Here is a 19469-nt window from a genome sequence, read left to right as displayed (position 1 = left end):
GGTCACAGGAATCGAGACGGTCGTGTGACGAACCCCCAGGAACCATCGCGGTCCTACACCAGCCCGACCATGAACCCCTCGTCCCGGATCCCCAGGTAGGCCGCAGGACGATATTGCTGCATCGCCCGCTCGATGACCGGAATGTACTTGGGGTTGGAGCCAAGGGGCAGCCGGTAACCGTTCTTGACCGTGTGGAACTCCCACAGGTGCTCCAACTCCGGGTGTCGGGCGCGAAACCCGGGGTCGGCGGGAAAGAGATCGAGGCGCACCATCACCTTGCGCATGATGTAGTCGGCGAGCTTGACCCGGCGCTGCTGGGTGCGCGAGATGCCCACCCCCGACAACTCGGCCCACGGCGCCGCCCACGGCCTGCCCTGGGGATCGTCCCAGCGCACCCCGTAACCGTCGAAGACCAGCTTGCGGGGGCGGCTGAGCTTGCGCCACGTGATGATCGGGAGGGCCCCGATGGCCAGGAACAGCAGCCCGAACAACCCGGCGACGACAGTGCTCCCGGCGCCGCCCCTGACCTGGCCGGTGAGCGTCGACACGATCGTGATGAGCCCGATGACCCCTGCCACGGAGCCACCGATCAACGCCTTCGTCTTGGCGTCCCCGCCGACGTCGATCACCACGGGAGGCGGGGCGAAGGTAGGAGGCTGCTGTGGGGGATACGGGGCGTTGAACTGCTGCTGGTGATGGGGTGGATACGGTGGCTGTTGCGGCGGCCGGTACGTCATGAAAAGTCAGGCTAGTTCGGGTTCCCCGACGCCCTGCGATGCTTCACCGTTTTGCGAAGCGAGTAGGAGCGAGTTCAGCAGCTCCGGGTGGCGAACGCCAGGAACTGCGTCGTCTCCTCGGCGGAGAAGTTGTCGTCGAACCCGACCACCAGCGTGCACTCGCCCGTGCGCAGCCGCGGGCCCCGGCCAGGGTATGAACTGTCGTGCGCTATGCGAGCCGATGGCTACCGTGAGAACTGTTGTTGGATTTCTCTGACGCGATCGGTTGCGACGGTTGGTAATCGTGCGGTAATTTTCTGTCACAGCCGGGTGCCTGACTGGCGCTCGGTCCCCGTCCCCGTTGGTGTCCGCACCATCGGGATAGCGTCCGGCGGGGCGGTGGCCCAAGAGGCGCACTTCCTCCAGGAGTGGGCAGTCAGGCCCCGACAACGCGGTTCTCCAACCACGGTCCGCCCGGTTTGCCGGACGGACGCGGCTTCGGCTTCCACCGGATCGCTTCCCGGCCTCGGCCGGCATGCGACGAGGCTACGCTGATGTCCGCTTTACCTAGGTAAACACAGGGAACCGAAGACGCTCTCCAGGTTCTGTACTGGCGTCCGGGCCTCGTCGAGGTCCGGTAACCAGGCGCTTGGAGATCGGATGGTATGGGCTGCGAGTCGATCTCGTACAGCTTCATGCGCGGAGTGAGTGCCAGGCCCTCGATGCCGAAGTTGCGTCTGGGCCCGCTGCCCGTGGTGGTCATGAGCAGGTTGGCGGGCATCGGCAGCTCGCCGACCTGCTGGCCCTGAGCGTCGGCCCGGTGGACGTACAGGCCGGACGGCGAGATGTCCGGGTGCCCCGCGTCCGGACGGTCGCCTTCGTCACCCCACAGCAACCGGTCGGTCCACCGGTCGTAGCGGATGGTCTCCGGGTCGGCGGACCCGGGCTCGCCGTACGGCGGGTAGGTGCTCCCGTCGGGGCGCAGGAAGGTGTTGACGCCGGTGAGGTGCACGCCGGTGAACGCGCCGGTCCGCCAGTCGAAGGCGAGTCGCCCGGTGTAGAAGCGGGCCGGGCCGTAGCGGCCGCGGTCGTCGGAGATGAGGTACCAGGTGCCGGTGAGCGGGTCGCGATCGAGTCCGGACAGGCCACCGACCGTGGTGCCGGCGTAGGACATCTTGAACGGCAGACGCTGCTCGCCGAGGAAACGGGTGATCTCGACGGGCTGCGGCGAGGCACTCGCCACCGTGGCTGCGGGCACGGCGGCGAGGCCGATCGTGACCGCGACGGTCGCGGCGATGCCCACTATTCTCCGCATTCATCTCTCCCCACTCGGCGACACCGGCGGGGATATGAGACCGCGGATTCATCGGAAAGTCCACGCGAATTAATAACGGCGATTCAGCCGCGATCAGCGAGAAAAGTGCTCACATGATGGCGAGTTGCCCGCCGTCGATGACCAGCTCGGTACCGTGGATGAAAGCCGCGTCGTCCGAGGCCAGGAAGGCGTATCCGGCCGCGACCTCCTCGGCCAGTCCGGCCCGGCCGAGCGGGATGTGGTCGCGCTCGTACGCCGACACGAAATCGTCCGCCAGCCCGGCCGAGATGGTGGAATTCAATGGGGTCTTGATATATCCGGGACAAAGGGAATTGACGCGGATGCCGTGTTTCCCGAGCTCCACGGCCATGGTTTTGGCGAGCAGCAGCACGCCTCCCTTGGAGGCGTTGTAATGCGCATAGTCGGCCTCGCCGCCGAGCCCGTTCGTGGACGACATGTTGAGGATCACTCCGCCGGTGCCGCGCGCCACCAGATGCCTGGCCACGGCCTGGGCGACCAGGAACATCCCCCGCAGGTTCACCGACACGATCCGGTCCCAGTGGTCGGGCGTGATCTCCAGGAACGGCTCGCGCCAGGCGATGCCCGCGTTGTTGATCAGGACGTCGATCCCGCCCAGTGCCGAGATCGCGCCGTCCACCAGCCGGGCGACGTCGCCCTCCGAGCTGATGTCGCCCGCCAGCCCGTGCACCTCGCCCAGCGGGGCCAGCTCGGTCACCGCCTGGTCCACCTCGGCTTCGTCGAGGCCGCCGAGGATGACCCGGGCGCCCTCCTCCAGGAACCGGCGCGCGGTGGCGGCGCCGATGCCGCTGCTGCCACCACTGATCAGCACCCGCTTTCCGGCCAGTCCACGCATGATGCCCTCCACTGTCGCGACTCGGCTCCGAACGTAGCATTGGTTCCGCTATACGCACGAGCATTCTGCTATTCGGAAAGTACAGCGGGTTCCATTGGCCCCTGGAGTCTGCTCATAACCTGCGGGTAGCCCGGAACAGCGTTCTGTTTCACGGAAAGGTGGCCCCGACTCCGGTGGGGCCACCTCGCCCGCCTACCTACAGGGCTTGTAGGGCAGATCCTTGAGGGAGTAGTCGGTCGCCTTCTTGATGGCGTTGACGTTGAGCGTGGCCGCCTTGCCGCAGAAGCCGGCCGGCGAGGTCAGGTACTCCACCTGGAACACCGGCTTGCCCGCCTGGATGAACGGCGTCAGCTCCCCGCACTCGTCGAACTCGAAGCACTGCTCGTTGACCGCGTAGTCGAAGTCCCCCACCAGGTCGGACACCTGGGAGAGGTCGTTCTTCAGCGCCACCGACAGCCCCTTGGCGTGACCCAGGGCGGCCAGGGCCCGGTTGAAGATGAGCTGGGTGGCCGGGGTGACCGTCCAGCCGGTGACCGACTTGCCCTCCTCGTGCGCGTTCACCACGTCGAACTCGACGCCGTCGAACCCGGCCTGGGCGCACTTGTCGACCCGGGCCGCCATCATCGTCAGCAGGAAGTCCCGCTGGCCCTGGTCGTTGTTGATGTTGGCCCAGCGCTCGTTCGGGAACTCCTCGCTGAACGGCTTGCCCAGCAGGGAATTGCCGTGGCTGTTGTCCCAGTCGACGAACGTCTGGTAGTCGGGCCGATACTCCTCGATCGAGCCGGCGTCGACGTAGCAGATCGCCTTGGCGCCCTTCGCGTGGATGGCGGAGACGGCGGCGGTGTTGAGCGTGGTGTTGTTGCCCACCACATCGGCGTCCGCGTAGAGGTCGATGTCGAACACCGTCGGCTTCACGCAGGCGCCGCCGGTCTGCGGGACCTGGCAGATGTCGACGTTGACGCCGCCGGTGGCGGGATAGGCGGAGTTGCCTTGGAGCTGGTACTGCCAGCGGCTCTGCAGCGGAGGCTTCCAGATCGCCGCACGAGCGGCGGCCTGGGGAGCGGACGTGGCGGCGGCCGTGGGAGCAGCCGTGGCGGCGGTGGCCGATTCGGCGGCGCCGAGGACCGCCACCGGCGCGATGACCAGCGCCGCGACCACGGCGGACCGGGTGAAGAACGATCGGAGGTTGACCATACTCACACCTTCTATTCCGAGGAGTGGAATGCGATTCCAACATCAAGGAAATCGGGCAAGATCATGTGTTGTCAATCTTGTCTCGATGTCGAGAATTCCCCGCAAAAGGCGTGCAACGCCGACCAGGACGTTCTCTCAGAGCTTTCCGTATAACGGAACGCTAGTCTGTATCGTGGATAGATGGCTATACTCGCCGCACGCAGCGGGCCCTCACGCCCGCCGTGGTCTGTGGAGGGAAAGAGCCCGATGGCACGCATCGTCTTCATCGGCGCCGGCAGCGTCGAATTCACCAAAAACGTCCTCTCCGACATCCTGACCTTCCCCGAGCTGGGGGACTCGACCTTGGTCCTCCATGACATCAACCCCGAGCGGCTCGCCACCGCGACGGCCATGGCCGAGTGGATGGTCGCCGCGCTCGGCCTCGGCGCCAAGGTGGAGGCCCACCTCGACCGCCGCGCCGCCGTGGACGGCGCCGACTACGTCATCAACGAGATCGCCGTCGGCGGGCACGCCGCGACCCGCGTCGACTTCGAGATCCCGCGCCGCTACGGCCTGCGCCAGACGATCGCCGACACCCTCGGCATCGGCGGCATCTTCCGCGCGCTCCGTACGATCCCGGTGATGGTCGGGCTGGGGAACGACCTGGCCGAGCTGGCACCGGACGCACTGCTGCTCAACTACACCAACCCGATGGCGATGATCCCCCGGGCCGTCTACCAGGGCACCCCCTTCAAGCGGGTCGTCGGGCTCTGCCACTCGGTGCGCGACACGCAGGCCCGCCTCGCCTCGCTCGTGGGCGTACCCGAGGACGAGGTCTCCTTCGTCACGGCCGGGGCCAACCACCAGGCGTTCGTGCTGCGCTTCGAGCACGGTGGCCAGGACCTCTACCCGGCGCTCGACGACGTGATCGCCCGGGATCCCGACCTGCGCAGGACCGTGCGGGTGGAGATGTACCGCCGCTTCGGCTACTTCCCCACCGAGTCGAGCGAGCACGGCTCGGAATACCTGCCCTGGTTCCTGCACCACGACGACCAGGTGGCGCACTTCCGCATCCCGGTGGACATCTACCTGCGCTGGTCGGAGGAGAACCTCGACACCTACGAGGAGACCAAGCGGCGCCTGGCGGCCGGCGAGGGCGTGGAGATCGAGCCCGCGATGGAGCTGGCCTCCGAGGTCATCCACTCGATCGAGACCGGCACCCGCAGGGTGGTCCACGGCAACGTGCGCAACGACGGGCTGATCAGTAACCTGCCGCCCGACGCCTGCGTCGAGGTGCCCTGCCTGGTCGACCGGTCGGGGATGCGCCCGACCCGGATCGGCGACCTGCCGCCCCAGCTCGCCGCGCTGAACCAGACGTTCCTGAACGTCGGCGACCTGACGGTACGGGCGGCGCTCGAAGGCCGCCGCGACCACGTCTACCACGCGGCCATGCTCGACCCGAACGCCGCCGCCACGCTCACCCTCCAGCAGATCCACGACCTTGTGGACGAGATGATCGCCGCCCACGGCGACCTCCTTCCCGAGGGCGTCCGATGAGCCGCGCCCTGACCGCTACCCAAGGGCGTCCGATCAGGCGCGCCCTGGCCGCCGTCACGGGCCTCGCCCTGCTCGCGACCGGCTGCGGCTCGCCGGCCGGGAGCGAGCAGGCGAGCGGCCCGGTGCGGATCACCGTCTGGGACGGCCAGTCGGACGCCGCCGCCAAGTCGATCGCGAAGCTGGTGGCCCGGTTCAACCAGGCCCATCCGGACATCAAGGTGATCCTCGAGTCCGGGGCCGCGACCGCCGACGGCATGCTGCCCAAGCTCACCGCCGCGCTCACCTCCGACGCCTATCCCGACATCGCCTACCTCTACGGCTCCTGGGCGCCCAACCTGGCCAGGAACCCGAAGACGGCCGACCTCACGCAGTACGCGAAGGATCCGGCCGTCGGCTGGGCGGACTTCTGGGCCAGCGAGCGGGAGGCGGCCACCGTCGAGGGCAAGGTCATCGGCTTCCCCGCGGTGGTCGACAACATGGTGGTCCTGTACAACAAGAAGCTGCTGGCCAAGGCCGGAATCGAGGCGCCGAAGCCCGACTGGACCTGGGACGACTTCCGGGCGATCGCCAAGAAGACCACCGATGCCGGGTCCGGCACCTTCGGCACCACCTGGGCGATCAGCGGTGGCGAGGAGGCCGTCTGGGGCCTGTGGCCGCTGGTCTGGCAGGCGGGCGGCGACGTGCTCTCCCCCGACCGCAAGAAGGCCGTCTTCAACTCCGCCGCCGGGCAGCAGGCGCTCGGCCTGCTACGCGGCATGGCCATCGACGACAAGTCGCTCTACCTGGACTCCAGCCCGGCAGAGAAGGGCCAGAAGCTCTTCGAATCGGGCCGGCTCGGCATGTTCCTGGCCGGTCCTTGGGTGCTGCCCGACCTACAGGCCGCCAAGGTCGACTACGGCGTCGCCCAGCTCCCCGGTACGAACGGCAACCACGAGACGGTCTCCGGGCCCGACAACTGGGTGGTGTTCAAGCACGACGACCGGCGGGTCAAGGCCGCCACCACGTTCCTGACCTGGCTGACCGCGGCCGAACAGCAGCTGGAGTGGATGAAGGACACCGGCTCGCTGCCCATTCGCGAGTCGATCACCAAGCTGCCCGGCTACCAGGACTACCTCACCAAATATCCGGGCATCGAGGTGATCTCCACCAACCTGGCCAACGCCAAGCGGGTCAGGCCGCCGACGACCAGATATCCGCGGGTGTCGGCGTTCGTGGCCGAGGCCATCGCGCAGACCCTGCTCGGCAAGGCCGATCCCAAGACGGCCCTGGACGAGGCCGCCGCCAAGGCCGACGCGGCACTCGCCGTACCAGGATCGTGAACAGCACCGCGCCGGCCCTGGACCGGGCCGCCGTCGGCCACCGGCAGCCGCGCGACCGCCGCAGACTCGCCGAGAACGTCGCCGGCTGGACCTTCGCCGGCCCCGCCTCGCTGATCATCCTCGGCTTCTCGCTGATCCCGATGGTGTGGGCGCTCGCGCTGTCCTTCACCGACTCCGACCTGCAGACACCGGGGCGGAACGTGGGGCTGGCCAACTACCGGGCGCTGCTGGAGGACCCCGTCTTCTTCCAGGCACTGCGCAACACCGGGCTGCTCGTCGCGCTCTACATCCCGGCGTCGCTGATCGCGGGCCTGCTCGTGGCCGTGCTGCTGAACAGGAAGGTACGCGGGATCGGGTTCTACCGGACCTGCTTCCTGGTGCCCTACATCGCCTCGGCGACCTCGGCCGGGCTGCTGATGGGCTACATCTTCGACCGGGACTTCGGGCTGATGAACGGGCTGTTCGTCAAGCTCGGGCTGCCGGTGCAGGGGTTGCTGAGCAGCCCTTCACAGGCCATGTTCGTACTCACCCTGATCTTCTTCTGGACCCGGTTCGGGTTCGCGGTGGTGATCTATCTGGCCGCGATCCAGGAGATCAACAAGGAGATCCTGGAGGCCGCCTCGATCGACGGGGCGGGCCGGTGGACCACGTTCCGGCACATCATCGTGCCGTCCGTACGGCCGATGACGCTCTTCCTCACGGTCTGGGGCGTGATCGACGCGCTGCAGTTCTTCGACCTGGTCATGACCACGACCAAGGGCGGCCCGGCCAACGCGACCGTGACGATCGTCTACTACATCTGGCAGCTCGCCTTCAACTACTTCACGGCCGGCTACGGCGCGGCCGTGGCGTATGTCCTGTTCGTCGGCACCCTCGTGCTGATCGTGGGCGGCTTCCTGATCGCGCGCAGGAAAGGGGCCATGGCGTGAAACTCCGCCTGCCCAGCAAGTGGCATCTGGTGCTCCTGCCGATGTCGGTGGTGACCGTGCTGCCGTTCGTCTGGATGATCCTCAGCTCGGTGATGACCCAGGGCGAGCTCAACCGGTTCCCGCCGCCGTTCTGGCCGGAGGGCATCGACCTGGGCGGCTACCGTACGGTGCTCAACGGCTCGAACTTCCCGCGCTGGTTCCTCAACAGCGTGATCGTGTCGGGCGCCATCGTGCTGGCCCAGCTGGCGCTCTGCAGCCTGGCGGGCTACGCGTTCGCCAGGATCAGGTTCACCGGCTCCAGGATCACGCTGGTCCTGGTCATCGCCACCGCGCTGATCCCCTTCCAGCTCACGGTGATCCCCACCTTCCTGATCTTCAACAAGGTCGGGCTGACCGACACGCTCGGCGCGCTCATCGTGCCGCAGCTCAGCTCGGCGGTCGGCATCTTCCTGATGACCTCGTTCTTCCAGTCCTTCCCGAGGGAGCTGGAGGAGGCCGCGCGGATCGACGGCTGCTCGCGGTATGGGGTGTTCTTCAAGGTAGTGCTGCCGGTGGCCCGGCCCGCGCTGGCCGCGCTGGCGGTCATCACGTTCATCACCGCCTGGAATGATCTGTTCTGGCCAGTGGTGGCGATCAACTCGGACGCCAACTACACCGTGCAGGTGGGGTTGACGTCGTTCCAGGGCCAGCACCGGGCCGACTGGCCGGCGATCATGGCGGGCACGGTGCTGACGACGCTGCCGGTGCTGGGCGTGTTCCTGTTCGGCCAGCGCCGGTTCGTCCAGGCGCTGACCGGCGCGGTCAAGGGCTGATCGGGGCGGTCACGGACTGAGCGGCGCGAGGGCCGAGGTCCCGGTCACGGGATGAGGTCGCGGTAGGGGTTGGTGGGCAGGCCGGTGAACGAGGTGCGGCGACGCCACAGCTCGCCGCCGGTCCGGCCGTCCCAGGCGGTGGTGACGTACAGGATGTCGAGGTCGGGGCCGCCGAAGGCGCAGCTCGTCACGTTGGTGGCGGGCACCTCCACCGTCAGGTCGAGCTGCCCGTCCGGCCGCAGCCGGACCACCTTCCCGCCGCCCCACAGCGCCACCCACACGTGCCCCGACGCGTCGACCGTGAGGCCGTCGGGGCTCGGGAGCACAGCGAACAACCGGCGATCCGCGACCTGACCGGTCGCCGGGTCGTAGTCGAAGACGTCGACCCGGTCCGTGAGCGTGTCGACGTAGTAGAGCAGCCGCTCGTCCGGGCTCCATCCGATGCCGTTGGAGATCGCGACGCCGTCGAGGATCCGCTCGACCCGGCGGTCGGGACCGAGGCGGTAGAGCGAGCCCGCGCCGGGGGTGTCGTCCTGCGCCATGGTCCCGGCGAAGAACCGGCCCGCGCGATCGCACGCGCCGTCGTTCATCCGGTTTCCGGGTCGTTCGGCCGCCGTCACAGGCGCGACGACGGTCAGCTCTCCATCATGTACGGCGAAACCGTCCCTGACGGCGAGCGCCAAGCCGCCAGAGACGCGCGGAACCGCCACACCCACCGGCTGCCCCACGTCGATCGACTCGTGCGAGCCGTCGGCGGGGTCGAGCCGGTGCACCAGGCCCGCGGGGATGTCCACCCAGAGCAGCGTCCCCGTCCGCTCGTCCCAGCACGGCCCCTCACCCAGCCGCGCGCGCGGTACGGGTACGACCTCCATCGCCACTCCTTTGTTCCGTATGTCAGAACGGCATTCCAGATAGACTGCCAGGAGATCACCCGGAAGATCGCGCTGTCAACCGATCAGCCCTGCTCCGCGACCGCCCGCCGCAGGCTGTGGCCCACCTCTTCCATCCGGGCAGGTGACATCCTGTCCTTGATCGCGGTCACGCTCACCGCGGCGACGGGAGCCGTCCGCCCCAGGAAGACCGGGGCGGACACGCAGCGCACGCCGGGTTCGTTCTCCTCCATGTCGAGCGCGTAGCCGCGCTGCCGGACCTGGTCCAGGTGGGTGGCCAGCTTGGCCGGGTTCGTGATCGTGTTGCGGGTCCTGGTCGCGAGCGGGCCGTAGCGGTCGGCCCATGCCTTGATCGCCTCGTCGGTCGGGTAGGTCCACGCCAGCAGCGCCTTGCCCACGCCCGTGCAGTGGGCCGCGTTGCGCCCGCCGACCACGGAGGTCATCGTGATGGACCGCACCGCCTCGACCTTGTCCAGGTAGACGACCTCGCCGCCGTCCAGCATGGCCATGTGCACGGTCTCGGCGAACTCCTCGCTCAGCCGCAGCAGCAACGGGCGCACCAGCGTGCGCAGGTCCATGGTTTCGTAGAATCTGAAGGCCGTGGCGAGCATCTCGGTGCCGAGGAAGTAGGGCCCGCTGGGTTCCGGCTGCGCGGCGAAGCCGCGATGCTTGAGCGCGCCGAGCAACCGGTGGAGCGAGCTCTTGGGCAGGCCGAGCCGGGTGGCCAGCTCGTCGAGCGTCACCCCTCGGCTGTGCTTGCCGATCTCCTGAAGGATCAGCAGGGCGCGGTCGACGCTGCCCACCGGCGACTGGGCCTCGGCCATGGATTCTCCTAGCGTATTCCGAATAATGGAATGCTATCGCGCATTGCGGAAACTTGGCTAGTCGCCACCCTCAACTCTTTACGGCATAAGCTATTGTGTGGATGATTGGTTTACGGCGTATGGAGTTAGAAGGAGATCCTTGATGACCGAGGCGAAACTGCACGACGGAAGCACGATCCACCTGGAGGTGCACGGCCGGGGCCCGACAGTGCTGCTGCCGGTCAACCCGGTGCCGATCGAAGGCACCAAGGCCGACGACATGCGCAAATGGGGCGTCGACCCGGCGCTCGGCCGCAACCTCATCGACGGGCTGTCGGACGCGTTCAGGGTCGTCGCCTTCGACTACGAGGGCCACGTCCTGGCCACCCCCAAGCCGGACACGCTGACCCCGGCCAACATCGCCGCCGACCTGCTCGCCGTCGCCGACGCCGTGGACGCCGACCGGTTCGCCTATTACGGCTACTCGTGGCTCGCGCTCAGCGGGTTGCAGCTGGCGATCAGGACCGACCGGCTGTCGGCGCTCGTGATGGGCGGCTACCCGCCGCTCGACGGACCGTACGCGGAGATGCTCAGCGTGACCATGGCCACCTACGAGATGTCCGGCCAGGACCCCGCCCCGCAGCAGACGGAGCGCAAGGCCGACGAGTACGACTGGGACTCCGCGGAGGTCACCATGACGGAGGCCCAGACCAGGCAGTTCGTCACGCTCTACGAGGGTCTGCAGGACTTCGACGACCGGGCGGCGCAGGCGAGCCTGAGCTGCCCGCGCCTGTGCTTCGCGGGCTCGGCCGACAAGATCGAATACGGCGAGCGGTGGGGCGGCGTGGACGTGGACATCGCCGGGCCGATGGTCAACCGGCGCGCCGAACTCGAAGCGCTCGGCTGGGAGGTGCGCGTGCTCGACGGCCTCGACCACATACAGGCGATGCAGGTCGCCAACGTCCTGCCGGTCCTGCGGCCCTGGCTGGAGAGCCGGACCGGGTGAGCTCGGCGGCCCTGGCTGGAGAGCCAGACCGGGTGAGCTCGGCGGCCCTGGCTGGAGAGCCGGACCGGGTGAGCTCGGCGGCCCTGGCTGGAGAGCCGGATCAGCTGAGCTCGGCGATGGGGACGCGGCGGAAGGCGATCGTGGAGTAGGCGCTGGTGTCACCCGTCTCGTACAGCAGCCCGACCGTGTCCGCGTCCACCCTGACCAGGTCCGAGTAGGCCGCGGGCAGGCCCGACACCGTGTGCACGGGCCGCCACGTGACGCCGCCGTCCGCGCTGGCCCGTACCGTCAGCACCGCCCTGGCGTCGGGCGCCCCCGGGGCGGAGAACAGCAGGACGTCCGGCGCGTAACACTGCAGCACGCTGCCCTCCACGACCGGGCAGACCAGGTCGGCCTGCGGGCGGAACGGCACTTCGAGCGTCTGCCCGCCGTCGGCCGAGTAGGCGTCGGCCCGGTTGCCGGGAGCGGTGGAGTCGGTGCGGGAGTTGACGTAGAGGCGGCCGTCCGGCAGCTCGGTGGCCGTGGACTCGTTGATGTTGAGGTAGCCGTCGGGGTTGCCGTCGACGTACCCGATGCGCCATGAGGTGCCGCCGTCGTCGCTCAGCAGGCAGTGGCCGCCGTTGTACTTGCCCTCCGTGCCGTTGTCGCGACCGGTCGGGGGCACCGAGTGGTTGGCGGGTACGACGAGGCGGCCCGCGTGCGGCCCCTGCCGCAGCTCGACCGCGTGGCCAGGGCCGGTGGCGTACCAGCGCCACTCGGGCCGCTTCGCGCTCGCGGTGATCTCGCGGGGCGCCGACCAGGTGACGCCGTCGTCGTCGCTCGCCTGCACGTACACGCGGCGGCCGTCGGCGGCGGCGACCTGGCCGCGCCTGATCTTGTCCTCGGTGGCGGCGGGGCCATTGCGTACGTACACCAGGACGATCCGGCCGTCGCGGGTCACGACGGGGGCGGGGTTGCCCGCGGTGCCCTTGTGCGGTTCGGAGGCGACCACGCGCGGTCCGTCCCACGTGGCGCCGCCGTCGGTCGACCTCTTGAGCACGATGTCGATGTGGCCCGAGTCGCCGGCCGAGCCGTGCCGCCCCTCGGCGAAGGCCAGGATCGTCCCGGCCCTGGTCACCACCGCCGCCGGGATGCGGAAGGTGTGGTAACCGTCGGTGCCCGCCCGGTAGGGCACCGATGTGGGGTAGCCGTGCGCCATCGGGTTCCTCCTCGTCCGCCTGCGGATGCGACTTTATGGCGGGTACGCACGGTCGCCGGGCCCGCTCACCTGCCTGCCCGCAGGCGATCATCCGCTGCTGCACCAGCGTTAACTCCCTCTTCACCTGACCCGCGCCGATTGCCCGCTGCCAGCCAATTGCCAGGAACGCTGGGTAACCTCCAAGCGCATGACCTGGCAGCACAAGATCAACAAGGCGCTCGGCAAATATGCCGGCGTCCAGTTCTCGCGGGTCAGCAAGGCGGCTCCGGAGAGCCCGGCAAGGCCACCTGCCGACCCCGCCGACAGGCTGTTGAGCGAGCCGGTGTTCATCCTGTCGCCCGTCAGATCGGGCTCCACCCTGCTGCGCGCGATGCTCGACGCCCACTCCCTGGTCCACGCCCCGCACGAGCTGCATGTGCGCAGGCTCGGGGTCGAGTTCGGGACGTCACTGGCGGAACGGTCGATGGCGGCGCTCGGCCACAACCGGGCCGATCTGGAACACCTGCTCTGGGACCGGGTGCTCCACCGCGAGCTGGTCCGCAGCGGCAAGCGGCACATCGTGGACAAGACCCCGGCCAACGCCTTCGCCCACCAGCGCATCGCCACCTGCTGGCCCGACGCGCGCTTCATCTTCCTGCTGCGCCACCCGGCCTCCATCGCCGCCTCCTGGCACGAGGCCAGTCCGGACAAGCGCGACCGCGAAGCGGCCGCGGCCGACGCGCTGCGCTACATGAAGGCGGTCCAGCGGGCCAGGAAGGCGCACACCGGCCTGACCATGCGCTACGAGGACCTGACCGCCGACCCCGAGCGCGAGACGAGAGCCGTCTGCGAGTTCCTGGGCGTCCCCTGGGAGCCGGAGATGCTCACGTACGGCCGGCCCGACGTGCTCACCAAGGGGCTCGGCGACTGGCGAGACAAGATCCGCTCCGGCAGCGTGCAGCCGGGCCGCGAACTTCCCACACCTGAGGAGGTGCCCGACACGCTCCAGGCCATGTGCCGGAGCTGGGGATACTCATGAAGATCCGATATCTGCTGCTGCATGCCTATGGGCAGGGCGGGACGATCCGTACCGTCATCAACCAGGCCAACGCGATGGTCGCGCTCGGTCACGAGGTGGAGATCGCCAGTGCCGTACGACGGCGCGACAAGCCCCAGTTCCCCATCGATCCCCGCGTGACGCTGGTTCCGCTGGCCGACCAGCGCGCCGGGGTGCCGGTCGACTCGCTGGGCCGCAAGCTGTGGCGGAGGATGCGCGGCAAGATCGTGCCCTTCGGGGAGTTCGCCGCCGACTACTTCACCGAGCGGGTGGAGAGGGCGGTCATCGACTATGTCTCGCGCCTCGAAGGCGGCATCCTCGTCACGACCCGGCCCGCGCTCAATCTGATCGCCGCCCGCCGTACTCCCAAGAGCGTCATCTGCGTCGCCCAGGACCACATGAACGTCGGCGCCTACCCCGAGACGATCACCCGGGACATCGCCCGCTACTACGGCCGCTTCGACGCGGTCGTCGTGCTGACCACGAAGAACCAGATCGAATACCGCATCCTCCTGCCTGACACGCCCATCGTGCGCATCCCCAACGCGCTGCACACGTCAGGGCCGGTCTCCAAGCAGGTCAACCCGGTCGTGGTGGCGGCCGGGCGGCTGGTCAAGCAGAAGGGCTTCGACCTGCTGATCCCGGCCTTCCAGCAGGCGGCGCGACGGCATCCGGACTGGCGACTGCGCGTGTACGGCGGCGGGCCTAGGAAGGCCGAGCTCAACGCGCTCATCGCCGAGCTCGGTCTGGAGGACCGGGTGCAGTTGATGGGCCGTACGGACCGCCTGGAGGAGAAGCTGGCCGGGGCGTCGATCTATGCGCTCTCGTCCCGCTTCGAGGGGCTGCCGATGGTGATGATCGAGGCGATGGGGCAGGGGCTGCCGATCGCCGCCTTCGACTGCCCCACCGGGCCCGCCGACGTGCTCACCTCGGGCAAGGACGGGCTGCTCGTGCCGCCCGGGGACGTCGCCGGGCTCGCCGACGCGCTCGACCAGCTGATGTCGGACAAGGCGTTGCGGGTGCGGATGGGGGCGGCGGCCAAGCGGACGGCCGCCAACTACCACGCCGACTCGGTGATGCCGCTGTGGGAGGACCTGTTCGCGGAGTTGCTGAGCCGCGAGCCGATCATCGACAGCTATTGGACCCGGTAGTAGAGGGGCATCCTCACCACAGGGACCCGCCTCGATCCCTGTGACGGTCCGTCGTGGCTGGGGTCCTTTACGGGGAATACCCCCTTCGGGGGGTGGAAGAAGGCCGCCCGTCGTAGCTGGGGCTCTTTAAGGGGGATACCCCTTCGGGGGATGGAAGAAGGCCGCCCGTCGTAGCTGGGGTCCTCGGGGGATACCCCTTCGGGGGTAGGCGGTCCGTGGTGGCTGGGGTCGCCGTTGGCGCTAGCGGCCCTGGCGGTCACGCCATTCGGAGATGACGCGCTCGACGTCGTACGGCATCAGGTTGAGCGGCGGGCCCTGCAGCCCGGTCCTGATCGCCTCGCGGATGCGCGCGTTGATCTCCTCGATGATCCGCCGCGCCTCGGTCTCCGACCTGGCGCCCACGGCCTCGGCGCGCGCCTCCTCCGCGTCCTTGCGCAGGGCGAGTGTCGGCGGCAGCGGCATCGACAGGCCCTCGCTGCGCACCTTCTGCTTGATCCACCACATCTCGTCGTACGGCTTGTCGAGGTCGGGAAGAGGTTTGCCGGAGCCGGGCAGATTGTCGAACTCGCCGCGCTCCGTCGCCTCACGGATCTGCCGGTCGATCCATGACTCGAAGCTCATCCCACCTGGTTTGCGCTCTGTCATCCGCGACCCCTCTTCTCACCCAAGATTATGCCGGGGCGCGATCGGGGCCCGCCAGCCGAGCATGGCTTCGGTCATCCGTACGGCCGCGACCGTAGTGGGGACGTCGTGCACGCGGAGGATCCGGGCGCCCTTCAGGACGGCGGTCACGTTCGCGGCGATCGTGCCTTCCGTCCGCTCGCGCTGCGGGCGATCGAGGGTCTCGCCGATGAAGTCCTTGTTCGACAGGGCGACCAGGGTCGGGTAGCCGATCGAGGTGATCTCGTCGAGCCTGCGCATGAGCTCCAGCGAGTGGAAGGTGTTCTTGTTCAGGTCGTGGCCGGGGTCGATGATGATCCGCTCGGCGGGGATGCCGGAGTCGAGCACGAACCGGACCCGCTCGCGCAGGAAGTCGGCGACCTCCTTCACGACGTCGCCGTACGCCGGCCGGACGACCGCCCTTCCCGGGCCGCCGAGGCTGTGGGTCACGATCACGGTCGCGCCGCTCTCCGCCGCGACCGCGGCCATGCCGGGCTCGCGCAGGCCGTTGGTGTCGTTGATGACGTCGGCGCCGGCCGCCAGGGCCGCCTTCGCCACGTCGGCGCGGTGGGTGTCGACCGAGATGACGGCGTCCGTCACGTTGCGGATCTCAGCGATGACGGGGACCACCCGGTCGGCCTCCTCGCCGACGCTGATGCCGTCCTGATCGGCGCTGAACGCGAACCCGCCGACGTCCACCCAGTCGGCGCCGGCCGCGACGGCGGCCCGCGCCGCCTCGACGGCCCGGTCGAGCTCGAACGTCCGGCCCTGGTCGTGGAAGGAGTTGGGCGTCCTGTTGACGATCGCCATGATGGCCACCTGGCGCGCGAAGTCGAACTCGCGGCGGCCGATGCGCCGGACGGGGAAGAGGATGTCGCTCACGTTGATGCACTCTCCAGGAGATTCGCCCAGCGATCGATGGACCCGTCGAACAGCCGGGCCACGAGCGCCGCGTCCATCACCATCTCCCCAGTATCGAGCCTCGGCTGTCACACCCCGACCTGGGTCCGGCTCACGGGGTGGCGGGCGCTTTCAGAATCTTCGAAATGCTCGACAAAGGCCCCCTGATCACACCAAACTCTCCTGGCAGGGGGCGCGCGACGAGGGGCGTCACCGCCGCTCCCATCAGGTTGGCCGAGGCCCACTCTCCCAAACGGCGGTGGCCCCCGTGGACAGCGCGGCGGCTCCTGTGGACAGCGCGGTGGCCGCCATGGCCTTGGTCACCAGCGCGTCCACCAGCCAGGCGAAGCTGTCGTCCAGCGAGACGCGCAGCGCGAACACCCCGGCCGACTCCAGCGCGCAGAACCCCTGGACCGCACTGCGGATGCCGCGGGCGGCGTGCACCAGGGCGGCTCCGGTCAGCGAGCCGACGGCCAGGACGTCGACGGTGACGGCCGCCGCCTCGTCCGCGGCACTGCGTACTTCCTCGTCGTCGAAGCCGTCCACCTCGAAGTGCGTGGCCGCGTACAGGGCCGGATGCTCGCGCGCATATGCTCGCTGGGCGTGGGCCAGCGCTCTCAAGGCGTCGGCTCCCGACCGGCCGGTGGCGGCGCGGCGGCAGTGTTCGGCCAGGTCGCGATGTCCTTTGACGGACAGGGCGATCCGGAGGTCACGCAGCCCGCCGGGCAGGTGGACGTACAGGCTGGGTGGTGCCACGCCCAGATGGCGGGCCAGCGCGCTGATGGACAGGGCGTCGATGCCGTGCTCATCGGCATAGGCGATCGCCCCATCTATCGTCGTCTGCCGCGTTAGTCTCTTACGCATCGTCCGCCCCGCAACCCTAAAGGCTATAGGATTAATCCTAATACTAATAGGGGGGACTGACGTGATCACCAGGAGTATCGCGCGTCTTGCCGGAGCGGGAGCGGCTGCGGGTGTGCTGGTGGCCGCTATCGCCCTGCCCGCGGTGGGCGGCGCGGGGGCGCTGTTCAAGACCGCTTCCGCCGAGCTGAATCTCAAGGCGACAGATCTCCCCGAGGAGCCGCCGGCCGAGATGACCGCGATCCTCGACGCCAAGGGCAACCAGATCGCGCAGTTCTACGAGCAGTACCGCAAGGTCATCCCGCTGGCCGACATGGGCGACCTCATGAAGAAGTCGATCATCTCGATCGAGGACTACCGGTTCTACGAGCACGGCCCGATCGACATCGAGGGCACGATCCGCGCGCTGGCGAAGAACCTGGGTTCGGGCCGGACGGCGCAAGGCGGCTCCAGCATCACCCAGCAGTACGTCAAGCAGGTGCTGCTCAACAACGCCACCACCGAAGAGGACAAGAACAAGGCGCTGGAGGCCACCTACGCGCGCAAGCTCAACGAGCTGCGTTATGCGATGGCCGTCGAGGAGAAATACACCAAGGACCAGATCCTCGAGAAATATCTGAACATCGCCTACTTCGGCGCGAGTGCCTACGGGGTGGAGGCCGCGTCCCTGCGGTTCTTCGGCGTGCACGCCTCCCAGCTCAGCCTGGCGCAGGCGGCCACTCTGGCGGGCGCCGTGCAGGACCCCAACTCGACCGACCCCAACCTCGGCAAGAAGTTCCGGGATCGCCTGGTGAACCGCCGCAACACCGTACTCAACCGGATGCAAGAACTCGGCAAGATCACGCCGCAGGAGGCCGCCGAGGCCAAGGCCAAGAAGCTCGGTTACAAGGGCACCCCGCTGCCCGGCGGCTGCGAGTCCAGCAAATACCCGTTCTTCTGCGTGTACGTACGCAACGAGATCACCAAGAACCCGATCTTCGGCAAGACGCAGAAGATCCGCACCGCGCTGCTCAGCCGGGGTGGCCTGAAGGTCAAGACCACGCTCGACCCCATGATGCAGGCGGCGGCCGACAAGGCCATCAGGAAGCACGTGTTCGCCAGCGACAACCCGATCGCCAGCGAGGCCCTGATCAAACCGGGCACCGGAGAGATCAAGGCGATGGCGGTCAGCAGGAAATACGGCACGTCCAAGCGGAAGCGCGAAGTGTCGCTCAACGTGGTGGCCAACGTGGAGCACGGCGGCGGCATCGGCTTCCAGCCCGGCTCGACCTTCAAGACGTTCACGCTGATCACCGCCCTCAAGAAGGGCATGAAGATCAACGACGGCTTCACCGTCGGCAGCACCTATCGGGCCCCCTACTACTCCTCCTTCAAGAACTGCAAGGGCGAGAACATCGGTGACCCGACGCACACCGTCAGCAACGACGAGGGCGGCACCGGCTTCAAGTCGCTGCAGACCGGCACCTGGGGCTCGGTCAACACCTTCTTCCTGACGCTGGAGCAGCGCGTCGGCCTCTGCGACACCATCAAGACCGCCAAGTCGCTCGGCATCGAGCGGGCCGACGGCAACAAGCTGCAGGAGTACGAGACCTTCACGCTCGGCATCAACGAGATGGACCCGATCACGGTCGCCAACGCCTACGCCGCCATCGCCGCCCGCGGCAAGTACTGCGAGCCGATGGCCATCACCCAGATCACCGACCGCGACGGCAAGGTCACCAAGTACAACCCCAAGTGCCACCAGGCGGCCGGCCTCGACCCCGAGGTCGCGGACGCCACGGCGAACGTCCTGAGCGGGGTGTTCACCAAGGGCACGATGTCAAAGGTCGGCGGCATCGGCCGGCCCGCCGCGGGCAAGACCGGCACCACCGACAACCAGGCCACCGCGTGGTTCGCCGGGTTCACCCCCGACCTGGCCGGAGCGGTGAGCATCGGCGACATCCGGGGCTCCCAGGAGCACAAGCTCAACAACATCACCATCGGTGGCCAGTACTTCCCAGAGGTGTTCGGCGCGAGCGTGCCCGGGCCGATCTGGAAGGACACCATGCTGGCGGCGCTGAAGGACACCGAGCCCACCCCGTTCACGCCGATCAACTCCGCCCGCTTCGGCGGCTGCGGTCAGGGCTGTGCTCCCGTACGGACGACGCCGGACGACGAAACCGACACCGACACTGACACCGAAGACCCCATCATCGACAACACGCTCCCCCACTAGCCGATACGGCGTTCCGAGACCCGCGAGCACGCCGTGCTCGCGGGTCTCGTGCTG

At 68.4% G+C, this 19469-nt stretch carries 18 protein-coding genes; 8 read left to right on the top strand and 10 right to left on the bottom strand.

The annotated features are described in order from the left end of the window. Positions 1-53: 53 nt before the first annotated feature. From ACQP2T_RS02395 to ACQP2T_RS02380, 4 genes are all read right to left on the bottom strand, one after another. On the bottom strand, positions 54-737 hold the full coding sequence (locus ACQP2T_RS02395; protein ID WP_433514551.1) for a hypothetical protein: 684 nt from the start codon (positions 735-737) through the stop codon (positions 54-56). 415 nt (positions 738-1152) lie between these two features. Further along, positions 1153-2031 (bottom strand): esterase-like activity of phytase family protein, encoded by an 879-nt coding sequence (locus ACQP2T_RS02390; RefSeq protein ID WP_433514550.1) that lies wholly within the window; start codon positions 2029-2031, stop codon positions 1153-1155. A gap of 109 nt (positions 2032-2140) precedes the next feature. Next, positions 2141-2905 (bottom strand): SDR family NAD(P)-dependent oxidoreductase, encoded by a 765-nt coding sequence (locus ACQP2T_RS02385; protein WP_433514549.1) that lies wholly within the window; start codon positions 2903-2905, stop codon positions 2141-2143. Positions 2906-3097: 192 nt separating this feature from the next. Continuing rightward, the gene (locus ACQP2T_RS02380; protein WP_433514548.1) at positions 3098-4099 is read right to left on the bottom strand and encodes an endo alpha-1,4 polygalactosaminidase; all 1002 of its coding nucleotides are present in this window, start codon (positions 4097-4099) and stop codon (positions 3098-3100) included. 246 nt (positions 4100-4345) lie between these two features. Here ACQP2T_RS02380 and ACQP2T_RS02375 point away from each other — a divergent pair, with 246 nt between their 5' ends. The 4 genes from ACQP2T_RS02375 to ACQP2T_RS02360 are packed head-to-tail and all read left to right on the top strand — an operon-like array spanning position 4346 to position 8695. Continuing rightward, a complete protein-coding gene (locus ACQP2T_RS02375) occupies positions 4346-5635 on the top strand; it encodes an alpha-glucosidase/alpha-galactosidase (protein WP_433514547.1) in 1290 nt (429 codons plus the stop codon). Further along, entirely contained in the window at positions 5632-6954 is a 1323-nt protein-coding gene (locus ACQP2T_RS02370) for an ABC transporter substrate-binding protein (protein ID WP_433514546.1), read from the top strand. The genes ACQP2T_RS02375 and ACQP2T_RS02370 overlap by 4 nt, the downstream gene beginning before the upstream one ends. Further along, positions 6951-7883, top strand: a complete 933-nt coding sequence (locus ACQP2T_RS02365; RefSeq protein ID WP_433514545.1) for a carbohydrate ABC transporter permease — start codon at positions 6951-6953, stop codon at positions 7881-7883. The genes ACQP2T_RS02370 and ACQP2T_RS02365 overlap by 4 nt, the downstream gene beginning before the upstream one ends. Beyond that, positions 7880-8695, top strand: a complete 816-nt coding sequence (locus tag ACQP2T_RS02360; RefSeq protein ID WP_357938982.1) for a carbohydrate ABC transporter permease — start codon at positions 7880-7882, stop codon at positions 8693-8695. Before ACQP2T_RS02365 ends, ACQP2T_RS02360 begins: the two co-directional genes overlap by 4 nt. A 44-nt stretch (positions 8696-8739) precedes the next feature. Here ACQP2T_RS02360 and ACQP2T_RS02355 read toward each other — a convergent pair whose 3' ends face one another. Together ACQP2T_RS02355 and ACQP2T_RS02350 are read right to left on the bottom strand one after the other, a co-directional pair. After that, positions 8740-9567 carry an SMP-30/gluconolactonase/LRE family protein gene (locus tag ACQP2T_RS02355; protein WP_433514544.1) on the bottom strand — a complete coding sequence of 276 codons (828 nt, stop codon included), beginning with the start codon at positions 9565-9567 and terminating at the stop codon, positions 8740-8742. Positions 9568-9650: 83 nt separating this feature from the next. Further along, the gene (locus tag ACQP2T_RS02350; protein ID WP_433514543.1) at positions 9651-10409 is read right to left on the bottom strand and encodes an IclR family transcriptional regulator; all 759 of its coding nucleotides are present in this window, start codon (positions 10407-10409) and stop codon (positions 9651-9653) included. A gap of 142 nt (positions 10410-10551) precedes the next feature. Between ACQP2T_RS02350 and ACQP2T_RS02345 the strand changes: the two genes are divergently transcribed. Continuing rightward, entirely contained in the window at positions 10552-11394 is an 843-nt protein-coding gene (locus ACQP2T_RS02345; protein ID WP_433514542.1) for an alpha/beta fold hydrolase, read from the top strand. A gap of 100 nt (positions 11395-11494) precedes the next feature. On the opposite strand, the gene ACQP2T_RS02340 is transcribed toward ACQP2T_RS02345, so the two are convergent. Further along, on the bottom strand, positions 11495-12592 hold the full coding sequence (locus ACQP2T_RS02340) for a sialidase family protein (RefSeq protein ID WP_433514541.1): 1098 nt from the start codon (positions 12590-12592) through the stop codon (positions 11495-11497). 187 nt (positions 12593-12779) lie between these two features. Between ACQP2T_RS02340 and ACQP2T_RS02335 the strand changes: the two genes are divergently transcribed. Then, positions 12780-13610 (top strand): sulfotransferase family protein, encoded by an 831-nt coding sequence (locus ACQP2T_RS02335; RefSeq protein ID WP_433514540.1) that lies wholly within the window; start codon positions 12780-12782, stop codon positions 13608-13610. Further along, the gene (locus ACQP2T_RS02330) at positions 13607-14779 is read left to right on the top strand and encodes a glycosyltransferase family 4 protein (protein ID WP_433514539.1); all 1173 of its coding nucleotides are present in this window, start codon (positions 13607-13609) and stop codon (positions 14777-14779) included. Before ACQP2T_RS02335 ends, ACQP2T_RS02330 begins: the two co-directional genes overlap by 4 nt. 240 nt (positions 14780-15019) lie before the next feature. Here ACQP2T_RS02330 and ACQP2T_RS02325 read toward each other — a convergent pair whose 3' ends face one another. From ACQP2T_RS02325 to ACQP2T_RS02315, 3 genes are all read right to left on the bottom strand, one after another. Further along, positions 15020-15400 carry a DUF1992 domain-containing protein gene (locus ACQP2T_RS02325; protein ID WP_433514538.1) on the bottom strand — a complete coding sequence of 127 codons (381 nt, stop codon included), beginning with the start codon at positions 15398-15400 and terminating at the stop codon, positions 15020-15022. 39 nt (positions 15401-15439) lie between these two features. Next, positions 15440-16321, bottom strand: a complete 882-nt coding sequence (gene folP / locus ACQP2T_RS02320; protein WP_433514537.1) for a dihydropteroate synthase — start codon at positions 16319-16321, stop codon at positions 15440-15442. Between the two features lie 243 nt (positions 16322-16564). Then, positions 16565-17203: a TetR/AcrR family transcriptional regulator gene (locus tag ACQP2T_RS02315; RefSeq protein WP_433514536.1), complete on the bottom strand. Its 639-nt coding sequence runs from the start codon at positions 17201-17203 to the stop codon at positions 16565-16567. Between the two features lie 61 nt (positions 17204-17264). On the opposite strand from ACQP2T_RS02315, the gene ACQP2T_RS02310 reads away from it, so the two are divergent. Continuing rightward, the gene (locus ACQP2T_RS02310; RefSeq protein ID WP_433514535.1) at positions 17265-19415 is read left to right on the top strand and encodes a transglycosylase domain-containing protein; all 2151 of its coding nucleotides are present in this window, start codon (positions 17265-17267) and stop codon (positions 19413-19415) included. Positions 19416-19469: the final 54 nt, after the last annotated feature.

The sequence above is a fragment of the Nonomuraea sp. CA-143628 genome (assembly GCF_050942315.1).
In the GTDB taxonomy this organism is placed as follows: Bacteria; Actinomycetota; Actinomycetes; order Streptosporangiales; family Streptosporangiaceae; genus Nonomuraea.
The sequence above is the reverse complement of the archived record's forward strand: the minus strand, read 5'-3'. Positions and strand labels throughout refer to the sequence as shown.

Coding starts and splice junctions, on each gene's coding strand:
- ACQP2T_RS02395 (WP_433514551.1), bottom strand. CDS start 737: ATGACGTACCGGCCGCCGCAACAGCCACCGTATCCACCCCATCACCAG.
- ACQP2T_RS02390 (WP_433514550.1), bottom strand. CDS start 2,031: ATGCGGAGAATAGTGGGCATCGCCGCGACCGTCGCGGTCACGATCGGC.
- ACQP2T_RS02385 (WP_433514549.1), bottom strand. CDS start 2,905: ATGCGTGGACTGGCCGGAAAGCGGGTGCTGATCAGTGGTGGCAGCAGC.
- ACQP2T_RS02380 (WP_433514548.1), bottom strand. CDS start 4,099: ATGGTCAACCTCCGATCGTTCTTCACCCGGTCCGCCGTGGTCGCGGCG.
- ACQP2T_RS02375 (WP_433514547.1), top strand. CDS start 4,346: ATGGCACGCATCGTCTTCATCGGCGCCGGCAGCGTCGAATTCACCAAA.
- ACQP2T_RS02370 (WP_433514546.1), top strand. CDS start 5,632: ATGAGCCGCGCCCTGACCGCTACCCAAGGGCGTCCGATCAGGCGCGCC.
- ACQP2T_RS02355 (WP_433514544.1), bottom strand. CDS start 9,567: ATGGAGGTCGTACCCGTACCGCGCGCGCGGCTGGGTGAGGGGCCGTGC.
- ACQP2T_RS02350 (WP_433514543.1), bottom strand. CDS start 10,409: ATGGCCGAGGCCCAGTCGCCGGTGGGCAGCGTCGACCGCGCCCTGCTG.
- ACQP2T_RS02345 (WP_433514542.1), top strand. CDS start 10,552: ATGACCGAGGCGAAACTGCACGACGGAAGCACGATCCACCTGGAGGTG.
- ACQP2T_RS02340 (WP_433514541.1), bottom strand. CDS start 12,592: ATGGCGCACGGCTACCCCACATCGGTGCCCTACCGGGCGGGCACCGAC.
- ACQP2T_RS02335 (WP_433514540.1), top strand. CDS start 12,780: ATGACCTGGCAGCACAAGATCAACAAGGCGCTCGGCAAATATGCCGGC.
- ACQP2T_RS02330 (WP_433514539.1), top strand. CDS start 13,607: ATGAAGATCCGATATCTGCTGCTGCATGCCTATGGGCAGGGCGGGACG.
- ACQP2T_RS02325 (WP_433514538.1), bottom strand. CDS start 15,400: ATGAGCTTCGAGTCATGGATCGACCGGCAGATCCGTGAGGCGACGGAG.
- ACQP2T_RS02315 (WP_433514536.1), bottom strand. CDS start 17,203: ATGCGTAAGAGACTAACGCGGCAGACGACGATAGATGGGGCGATCGCC.